Below are 9,627 nucleotides of genomic sequence, written 5' to 3'. Positions count from 1 at the left end.
CCTATCCCGCCACCTATTGTATATGGCAATTTTTTATTTATTATATTTTTGTGATAATCCATACTCATTCTTTCTGTCTTATTTGATTCTTCAAGCTGATTTTTAAGCGAATTTTCATTCATACTAATAATCTCCATATAGAATAATATTAATTTAATTATACTATCAGTATAAATAACTTCAAGTTCAATTTTATTTCAAAATAAAAAAACCTTGGAATGTTGGTGTTTTCCAAGGTTTTATATAATAATATATTATCTCTTTGAAAATTGTGGAGCTCTTCTTGCTTTCTTTAAACCGTACTTCTTTCTTTCCTTCATTCTTGGATCTCTTGTTAAGAAACCGGCTTTTTTAAGAATTACTCTGTGTTCAGGATCTACTTCAAGCAATGCACGAGATATTCCTTGTCTTATTGCTCCTGCTTGTCCTGTATATCCTCCGCCTATTACTTTTACTATTACATCAAATTGTGATAGTGTTTCTGTTAATGTTAGGGGAGATTTAGCAACTATTCTAAGAGTCTCATAATCGAAATAATTTTCAATATCACGACCATTTATTGTAAAGTTTCCATTACCAGGTAGTAATCTTACTTGTGCAATAGAAGTTTTTCTTCTTCCTGTGCCTCTGTATTGTGATTTATCCATTTGTATCCTCCCTCAATTAAAACTCATAAACTTCTGGTTTTTGTGCTTCATGTGGATGTTCAGCACCTGCATATACCTTAAGTTTAGTGTACATTTTTCTTCCAAGTCTATTTTTTGGAAGCATACCCTTTACTGCATATTCTATTACTCTTTCAGGGTGTTTTTCTCTTAATTGATTATATACTACTTCTTTTCTTCCACCTGGATAACCTGTATGATAAGCATGAATTTTTTGTTCCCACTTATTTCCTGTTAATCTAACCTTATCAGCATTGATTATTATTACATAGTCTCCTGTATCTACATGTGGTGTGTAGATTGGTTTGTTTTTTCCTCTTAAAATATTAGCTACTTCAGTTGCAAGTCTACCTAAAACTTTATCTTCAGCATCTATTATATACCATTTTCTATCTACTTCATTGGCTTTTGCCATATAAGTTTTCATGGGATTTCCCTCCTGTGATTTAAAAATTTTCCGGGGCTTTTTAAATACTTCAATTATTTTAATATACACTAAATATTATGTCAAGTATTATTTCTGTATTTCACAAAGTTTTTAGCATATTTTTTTATTTTTCTTTTAATATTAATTCATTTTCAAGCGGAGTTTTAATTTGTGAATTTTTCTTAAATTGTTCTATATTTCTCTTAACTCTTGTCATTGATGCTATTGTTCCAACGCCCGCTATACATCCTCCCGGGCAAGCCATGCCTTCAAGTAAACATCCATTTAATTTTCCTGCTTTGGCAAGCTTTAACATTTTTATACACTCATCAAGTGAATTTGCACCTTCAATTTGTATTTCTCTATTCGGCTCTAATTGCTGTGCAACCTCTTTTACCGCCGCAGCAACTCCTCCTGCTATAGGATACCCTCTTCCAAGTGCAGATGCCTCTTCTTTTTCTTTTGATATTTCTATCTCAGATGGTTCTATATTTTTGGCTACAAACATTCCCATGAGCTCCTCAAATGTTATAACAAAATCAACATAAGATTTTACTTTAGTATCAAGTGCTTCAAGTTTTTTTGATGTACATGGTCCTATAAAACAAACAACTGAATTAGGGTCCAATCTATTTATATATTCTGCTGTATATCTCATTGGTGAACCTGAATCTGATACTTGTTCATATAAATCAGGGAATTTATTTTTTATCATAAGAGCCCAAGAATAACAACAACTTGTTCCCATAAATGGAATTTCATTAGGTACTCTCTTTAAATATTCTTTTGCTTCATTTAATGTAGTTATGTCTGCACCGAGACTAACTTCTATTACATCCTCAAATCCAAGTTTCTTAATTGCTTCTATTACTTGCATCGGTGTTGTTTTTGCTCCAAATTGTCCTATAAATGATGGTGCTATTGCTCCGTATACTTTTTTTCCTGACTTAATAGCTTTAATTAACTGGAATATTTGTGTTTTATCTGCTATTGCTCCAAAAGGACAACTTGCAATACATCTTCCGCAGGCAACACATTCATCATGATCTATTTCTGCGCGACCATATTCATCTGAACCTATCGCATTTACTCCACAAGCTGCTGCACATGGTCTATCATACATAACTATTGCATTGTATGGACATGTCTCTTTACATCTACCACATTTTATACATTTTGTAGTGTCAATATGTGCCCTATTTCTTTCTATTGTCACAGCATTCACCGGGCATACATTTGTACATGGATGTGCCATACATTTTCTACAATTATCAGTTACATAATATGTTTTTGTAGGACAAGCCTCACACGCAAATTTTATTACATTTATAAGCGGTTTTTCATAGGCATTAGTATCTATATCAATCTTATCAAATCCATCAGTAACTTTTTTATATACACTTATCTCTCTTACACCCATTCCCATTGCAAGTCTTAATCTTTCATCGGCAACTGCTCTTTCTCTAAATATATCTTCTCTATATTTAGCTACTTCTCCCGGAACTATTCTATAACTTGAATTCTCTAATTCCGAAATATCACAATCCTCATATGCAATTCTTGCAACTTCAGCAAATACCTTTCTTCTAATATCTACTATACTACCGAAACTTTCTTTCATATAACCAGTCCTCTATTTGCAATACTATAATTTTAACTTATCAATTATCTTTGCACTTACTTCCTGTGCGGTTGCTTTATATATTATTTCATCATCTACTATTACTATAGGTGCTAAATTCCCATGTTCAGCATTTTTACAATAGTTCATACAATGAGAAAGTTCTATTTCTAAATTTTCCGCAGAACAATAATCCGATTCCGGTGTACATATATTATCCTTTAAGAAATCAACTGCATCATAGATTGCATTCGCACCCATCAATGTGCATCTTGATCCCATACATATTGTTACTTTCATCAAAAATCCCCTTTCTTAAAAGTTTCTAACTTAATTTTACCATATTTAATTATTTTGGGGTATCTTATCGTATAGTTTAATATTTAACAAACTTTTACACCTTATGATAGAATAACACCTATTAAAGTTTTTTTCAACTAAAAAAAACTGAGACTTTATTCTCAGTTTTAAAATTTATTTATTCGCATTTCTATGTGCTATTCTTGAGGCAGAAGCAGCTGCTACTGCCGCTACTATATCATCCGCAAATGTCGCAATCTGACCTGTTGTGTTTTTTCTTCCATCAAGATCTTTTATTATACCGACCTTGGCTTTGTCTAAATATCCAAAATTGGTAAGTCCTATTGTTCCATATACATTTACGATACCAAGAGGAAGAACTTCATCTATCCCATATAACCCTTCATCCTTTTCTATAATTGTCTGCAATGGTTCCGGAAGTAATTTTTTCTGTGCCAAATCATCTATTGCAAGTCCTGTCAATATTGCATGAATCACTTCTCTTTTTTCAAGAACAGCAATAACATTTTTTTCACAATATTCAATAGTTAAATCTTTTGCGTATTTTGATTGTAATTCATATACAATTTCTGCAATATCTCTTATTTTTATTCCTGCTCTGTTTAATGCTTTTACAGCTTCATCAAATAATTGTTTTTGATCATAGTTATACATTATATCACCTCAAACTATTTCCTCTCGTTATTTTAGCAATGTCTTCTTTCCACATTCCTTCCTTATTTTTAATTGCATTTTTCTGAATCTTTTTAAAATAATCTAAATATTTTACATTCGGTTTAAAAGTATATGTTCTTGCAAACCCATTTTTAAGTTGAATCGCGGAAAAATTATATTCTTCTATTGTTCCTTTTGTTATTTTTTCAGGAATCTCAAGCCATATATACCTTAATTTTCTTCCATATTTATCAAAATCTTTCTTATCTTTTTCGAGATAGATTTTTTTATTTAATAGAATTTTTTCAGCAAACTCTTTAGCTTCTATTCCGTACAACTCTTCTTTTTTTCCGATTTCAGGAGTATTTATCCCAATTATTCTAATTTTATCTCCATTTTCTAAAATAACTGTATCTCCATCTATAACAGTTTTTATAACAGCAATTTCAACATTATCATCAATCTTAACAGATAATAAATTTTTTTGAAAAAATAAAATTAAAAATAATACTAACAATGAATAAATCTTTTTATTTTTCATATCTTTTACTTCTCAACTGTTTCATTCTGATTTTTCTCATTATTTTTATTCTTGATTTTTTTATAGATATTCCATAAATAAATCCTGGAATTAATGATGCTATTATAATGCTAACTATATTATAATCTATTTTTAAAAGCTGATATATAAATAGTTCCGGCATTAAAAATAAATCTAACGGAAATTTCCAAATTGATTCTGCTATACCAAGCGAAAACATCTTAGATTTTAAAATTAAAAATGGAGGAATAAATAAAATGACAGATATTAAAACTATTATATTTCCACTTAAAAAATCAAGTCGTTTTGATTTTTTTTTGCTCATTCCCTTTGCCAAATTGTAGTATAGCAATATGGGAATTATACAAAGTATAATTCTAAACGCTATATTTCCATATAAAACTTTTTTTAGCATTTCACTTAAATTTACAATTGCAGTAAAAATAAACATTACTGCTATTATTATTAAGTGAAATATTAATCCCCTTGTATTATTTCTCATTTAATCACCCATTACTTTTTCTGCACCCTTTGTCGCCTTTATAGTTCCATCTTTAAATTTCCAAACTGCATCCACATCAAATTTTTCACAAAGCTCTAAGCCCTCTTCATAACTTGAAAGAAATAGTGTAGTAGACATATAATCGCAGAAAAATGAATCTTTACTTATTACTGTAACTGATTTATACTCATCGGCAGGTTCTAAACTTTGTGCATTTATTATATGACAATATCTTTTTTTGTTATAGAAAAAGTATCTTTGATAATCTCCGCTCGTTACTACAGATGTATCATTAAGTGTTAGTATTGAAAGATATAATTGAGAACTTTCCAAATTCGGATTCTGTATTCCTACTTTAAATGCCGGTTTATCTACAGGTTTTCCCATTATTTTTACATTTCCACCTGCTGATACTATTCCTGATTTAACCCCAAGTTCATCTACCGCATAATTGCAAACAAGCTCTGTTGCGTATCCTTTTGCAACTGCACCGAGATCAAGAATCATTCCCTTTTTCTTTAAAAATACAGATTTATCAACATCATTTAAAATAATATCTTCATCATTAATAAGATTTCTAAATTCATCCAATTTCTCATGTGTCGGTATCGGTAAACCCATTTCATTTATAACTTCATCTTCTGTTGCTCCGGAATTATATAGCTCATTATATTTGCTCCAATAATCCACTACAGGTCCTATTGTAAGACAAATCTTATCACTTACATCCTTATTATATTCAATGGTTTTTTTTATTAGAAAAAAAAGTTCATCAGATACTTTAACAGGTCTTATTCCTGCATTATCGTTAATTGTCTTTAGATTGTTTATACCTTTATAATTATTATATCTATCAAAAATTCTATGGTATTCAAAAAATTTATCTTTCATTTTTGAAAGAATTTCATTTGCTTTTTCTTCACTTTCCTCATAAATAATCATTGAAGTAACCGTATCAAAAGCATCAAAAAATTGAATATCATATTTTTCATAATTTCTTATTTCTTTTGTACATCCACATGTTAAAAAAAGTATTAATAAAACAACCAATGTTTTTTTCAAATTCATCACCTTTTGTATATATTATCAAAAATATGTATATTGTAAAAGTAATTTTAAACAAAAAATACCTAAATGTAATATAGTTTTTACATTTAGGTATTTTTTTAAATTTTATACTTTCTCATATTAAACATTGATCCTATTACCGTAGAAGTATTATGAAGTAATGAACTTGTAGTATTAGTTATAATTCCGAACACTCCAAGAATAATCAATATAGAATTTATGCCAACTATTGATATATAATTGTTTTTAATTCTTCTATCCATTGCTCTAGAAAGACTTACCATATCATTTAAGATATATAAACTGTCAGAATTAATACTTATATCTGCAACTTCTCTTGCTATATCTGCTCCTTTAAACATAGAAATTCCCACATCAGCCTCAGAAAGAGCTACAGAATCATTAATTCCATCACCTATCATAACAACCGTTCTTCCAAGTTTCTTTTGTTCTCTTATATAATGGGATTTATCATCAGGTAATACCTGCGATTTATAATAATCAAGATTTAACTCATCTGCAACATGAAATGCAGAATTTTCTGAATCTCCGGTAAGCATCACTATATTTTTAAATCCTGTATTACGTAATTTTTCAATACAAGTCTTAGCTTCATCTCTAATTGGATCTTCTATACAAATTACAGCTTCTAATTTTCCACTATATGCCAGATATAAAAGTGAATAATTAGATTTTAGTTTCTCAATTTCTATTATCGCCTCATGATTGTATTCTATTTTTTCATCTTCAAATATAAAATGCTCACTTCCAATTAATATTCTCTTTCCATCAACTGTAGATGCTATTCCATGAGCAACTATATATTCAGGGCTTGTATGCATTTCTCTATGAATAATATTTCTATCTTCAGCATACCTTACAACAGCATTGGCTATTGAATGAGGAAAATGCTCTTCAAGACAAGCTGCATATTTTAAGCATTCATCTTTTGAAAATTCTCCAAATGTAATCAAATCTACAACCTTAGGCTGTGCATTTGTAAGTGTCCCTGTTTTATCAAATACTATAGTATCTGACATAGCTAGCTTTTCTAAAAACTTTCCACCTTTTACAAGAGCTTTTTTATCCGATGCATCTCTCATCGCACTCATTACTGAAATTGGAATAGCAAGTCTAAGTGCACAAGAAAAATCTACCATTAAAAAAGCTTTGGCCTTAGCAAAATTTCTCGTCAAAGCATAAGTTATTATAGAGCCTAGAAAAGTATACTTTACTAGTGAATCTGCTTTTCTTTCAGCATTTTTTTGAGATTGTGCTTTATTCTCCTCCGATTCAGATATAAGCCTTATTATCTCATTGAGTTTAGTGTCATCTTGTGCCTTAGTCGTTTTTATTAAAAGTCTTCCTTCTTCAAGAACCGTTCCTGCAAAAACGAAACTATCTTTAAACTTTTCAACAGGTTCCGCTTCTCCGGTGAAACTTGATTGATTTACCATTCCAATTCCATCTATAACTATGCCATCAACCGGAATTATATTTCCCATCTCAACTAATACTTCATCACCAACTTTAATGCTACTTAAAGAAATTTTTTCTATCTGTTCATCTCTTTTTATCCATACACCTTCTACATTAAGAGAAAGTGCTCCCTTAAGATTTGCTTTAGAACGTTCAAATACCCATTCTTCAAGTCTTTGTCCAAGCTTTAATAAAAATACTATAGAATTTACTGAAGGATACTCTCTACTTAAAAGAGAAATTCCTATAGCAGTAGCATCTAATACATCTACATCAAGTTTTCTACGCACCAAACTTTTTATTCCTTTTTTAATAAAAGGAAAAGCTCCAATAAAACTATAAGCTATTCTAAACTGATATGGCATTAAATATTTAATAATAGTTCTTTTAACTACTGCATCTCTTAATATATCAAGCAACTCAATACGCTCTTGAGGTTTAAATGCATGATTTTCAACATCGGATTTTTTAAGTTGATTAAGTTTAGTATCTCTAATCAAATAATATATATCCTTAAATGCGTACTCTTCATAATCAATTCTGATACTTCCTGTTCTCTTATAAATATAGGCTTCTTTTACACCGGATATAGCCTCGAGATTATATTTAAGTATATTTACCTCTTCATAACTGAACTTATATGGAGTTTTAAATCTTATTCTACCTTTTATTTTATGCTCGATTGTAAATTTCATATATTATTATGCTTCTTCTGTTTTAACTTCAGTTACAAAATCTTCTTCATTAAATTCAGTTTCTCTTGCTTTACTTTCTTCCTCTGCTTTTATAATTTTTGCTTCTGCGATTATATCATCTGTATTTTCCTTTATAGTTTCTACAGTTTTATCAATATAATCTTTAGCTTTCATTCCTTGTACTACCGCTTCAACAGCTACTTTTTTTGCTAGTTTTGATTTTAAAATTTTAGGTCCAACAGTCGCCGTTACCATACCTAATGCAAAATTCAAAATTTTCTTTTTCATATTTATACACCATCCTAATCATATTTTCTATCTAACATATTACGATAATTCTTTATAGATTTCTACCCTTTTTAATATTTTAAACTAATTTACCATACAACCAATTTATTATATATAGCTGTTATAGATTTTTTTTAATTGTTAAGATATAATGAATTAATAATTATTAAAATAGGAGAATTTTTATGACTGAATCTAAAAGTGTTATTCTCGGAATGAGTGGTGGTGTAGATTCTTCTGTATGTGCTGCATTATTAAAGGAACAAGGTTATGATGTAACCGCAGTTTTTATGAAAAATTGGGATGAAGAAGATGATGATGGTGTGTGTACAGCTACAGAAGACTATCTTGATGTAATAAGAGTATGTTCAGAACTTGGAATAAAATATTATACGGTAAATTTTGAAAAGGAATATAAAGATAGAGTTTTTTCATACTTTCTATCTGAATATGAAAAAGGTCGCACTCCAAATCCGGATGTTATGTGTAATACAGAAATAAAATTCAAAGCATTTTTAGAATTTGCAATGAAATTTAATTCTGATTATATTGCTATGGGTCACTACGCAAGAACTTTAAAAAAAGATGGAAAGACATATTTACTAAGGGGACTTGATGAAAATAAAGATCAAAGTTATTTTTTATCAAGAGTTCCCGAAGCGGCTCTTTCTAAAACACTATTTCCCATAGGAAATATGAAAAAAGAACAGGTTAGAGAATTAGCACAAAAATATAATCTTGCAACTGCAAAGAAAAAAGACTCTACCGGAATTTGTTTTATAGGAGAAAGAAATTTCAACAACTTTTTAGATAAATTTTTATTTACTAAAGAAGGCGACATATATTCAGTGGATGGTCAATATCTTGGAAAACACTCCGGTCTCATGCATTATACCATAGGTCAAAGACGTGGTATGGGACTTGGAGGTATGGGAAGTGGAGAACCGTTTTTTGTTGCAGATAAGGATTTAAAAAACAATAGGCTTATCGTAGCACAAGGATTAAAACATCCTGCCCTATATAAAAAAGAAACTATATGTGAAAATGCATTTTGGATAACAGATACTCCAAAATTTCCACTTAAATGTACAGGAAAAATACGATATCGTGCCAAGGATGAAAATATGACTGTATATTTAGAAAATGATGAACTTAAAGTTATATTTGAAAATCCGTTAAAAGGTGTAACCCCGGGACAAGTTCTTGTATTCTATCAAGGAGATATTTGTTTAGGATCGGGAATAATAAAGTAGTTTATAATTTGAAAAATTTGCACCCTATTCTTATATATTTTGTTAATTATAATATGCTATAATTTTAATGAGGTGATTATTAATGTCTTTTAAAGAAAATCTAAAAAATAATG

The 9,627-nt window shown here is 29.6% G+C and carries 11 protein-coding genes; 1 reads left to right on the top strand and 10 read right to left on the bottom strand.

Annotated elements, in window-relative coordinates:
- Nucleotides 1-254: 254 nt before the first annotated feature.
- From rpsI to HMPREF0629_RS04090, 10 genes are all read right to left on the bottom strand, one after another.
- On the bottom strand, nt 255-647 hold the full coding sequence (rpsI, locus tag HMPREF0629_RS04135; protein ID WP_009222101.1) for a 30S ribosomal protein S9: 393 nt from the start codon (nt 645-647) through the stop codon (nt 255-257).
- Between the two features lie 16 nt (nt 648-663).
- Nucleotides 664-1,092 (bottom strand): 50S ribosomal protein L13, encoded by a 429-nt coding sequence (gene rplM / locus HMPREF0629_RS04130; protein ID WP_009222100.1) that lies wholly within the window; start codon nt 1,090-1,092, stop codon nt 664-666.
- A gap of 124 nt (nt 1,093-1,216) precedes the next feature.
- Complete coding sequence (locus HMPREF0629_RS04125) at nt 1,217-2,713, bottom strand: 4Fe-4S dicluster domain-containing protein (protein WP_009222099.1); 1,497 nt, start codon at nt 2,711-2,713, stop codon at nt 1,217-1,219.
- A gap of 24 nt (nt 2,714-2,737) precedes the next feature.
- On the bottom strand, nt 2,738-3,013 hold the full coding sequence (locus tag HMPREF0629_RS04120) for a (2Fe-2S) ferredoxin domain-containing protein (protein WP_009222098.1): 276 nt from the start codon (nt 3,011-3,013) through the stop codon (nt 2,738-2,740).
- A 174-nt stretch (nt 3,014-3,187) separates the two neighbouring features.
- Entirely contained in the window at nt 3,188-3,688 is a 501-nt protein-coding gene (locus HMPREF0629_RS04115; protein ID WP_009222097.1) for a phosphatidylglycerophosphatase A, read from the bottom strand.
- Nucleotides 3,689-3,692: 4 nt separating this feature from the next.
- Entirely contained in the window at nt 3,693-4,229 is a 537-nt protein-coding gene (locus HMPREF0629_RS04110) for a thermonuclease family protein (RefSeq protein ID WP_009222096.1), read from the bottom strand.
- Nucleotides 4,219-4,731 carry a hypothetical protein gene (locus tag HMPREF0629_RS04105; RefSeq protein ID WP_009222095.1) on the bottom strand — a complete coding sequence of 171 codons (513 nt, stop codon included), beginning with the start codon at nt 4,729-4,731 and terminating at the stop codon, nt 4,219-4,221. The genes HMPREF0629_RS04110 and HMPREF0629_RS04105 overlap by 11 nt, the downstream gene beginning before the upstream one ends.
- Nucleotides 4,732-5,793: an FAD:protein FMN transferase gene (locus tag HMPREF0629_RS04100; protein ID WP_039856606.1), complete on the bottom strand. Its 1,062-nt coding sequence runs from the start codon at nt 5,791-5,793 to the stop codon at nt 4,732-4,734.
- Nucleotides 5,794-5,897: 104 nt separating this feature from the next.
- Nucleotides 5,898-7,973 (bottom strand): heavy metal translocating P-type ATPase, encoded by a 2,076-nt coding sequence (locus HMPREF0629_RS04095; RefSeq protein ID WP_009222093.1) that lies wholly within the window; start codon nt 7,971-7,973, stop codon nt 5,898-5,900.
- Between the two features lie 6 nt (nt 7,974-7,979).
- Nucleotides 7,980-8,261 (bottom strand): DUF6110 family protein, encoded by a 282-nt coding sequence (locus HMPREF0629_RS04090; protein ID WP_009222092.1) that lies wholly within the window; start codon nt 8,259-8,261, stop codon nt 7,980-7,982.
- A 185-nt stretch (nt 8,262-8,446) separates the two neighbouring features.
- On the opposite strand from HMPREF0629_RS04090, the gene mnmA reads away from it, so the two are divergent.
- Complete coding sequence (gene mnmA, locus HMPREF0629_RS04085) at nt 8,447-9,514, top strand: tRNA 2-thiouridine(34) synthase MnmA (RefSeq protein WP_009222091.1); 1,068 nt, start codon at nt 8,447-8,449, stop codon at nt 9,512-9,514.
- The last annotated feature ends 113 nt before the right edge of the window (nt 9,515-9,627 follow it).

Origin of the sequence: Peptoniphilus sp. oral taxon 386 str. F0131 (genome assembly GCF_000090945.1) — a bacterium.
GTDB classification, from domain to species: domain Bacteria; phylum Bacillota; class Clostridia; order Tissierellales; family Peptoniphilaceae; genus Anaerosphaera; species Anaerosphaera mikwangii.
Note: the sequence above shows the minus strand (reverse complement) of the source record. Positions and strands in the feature narration are given on the sequence as shown.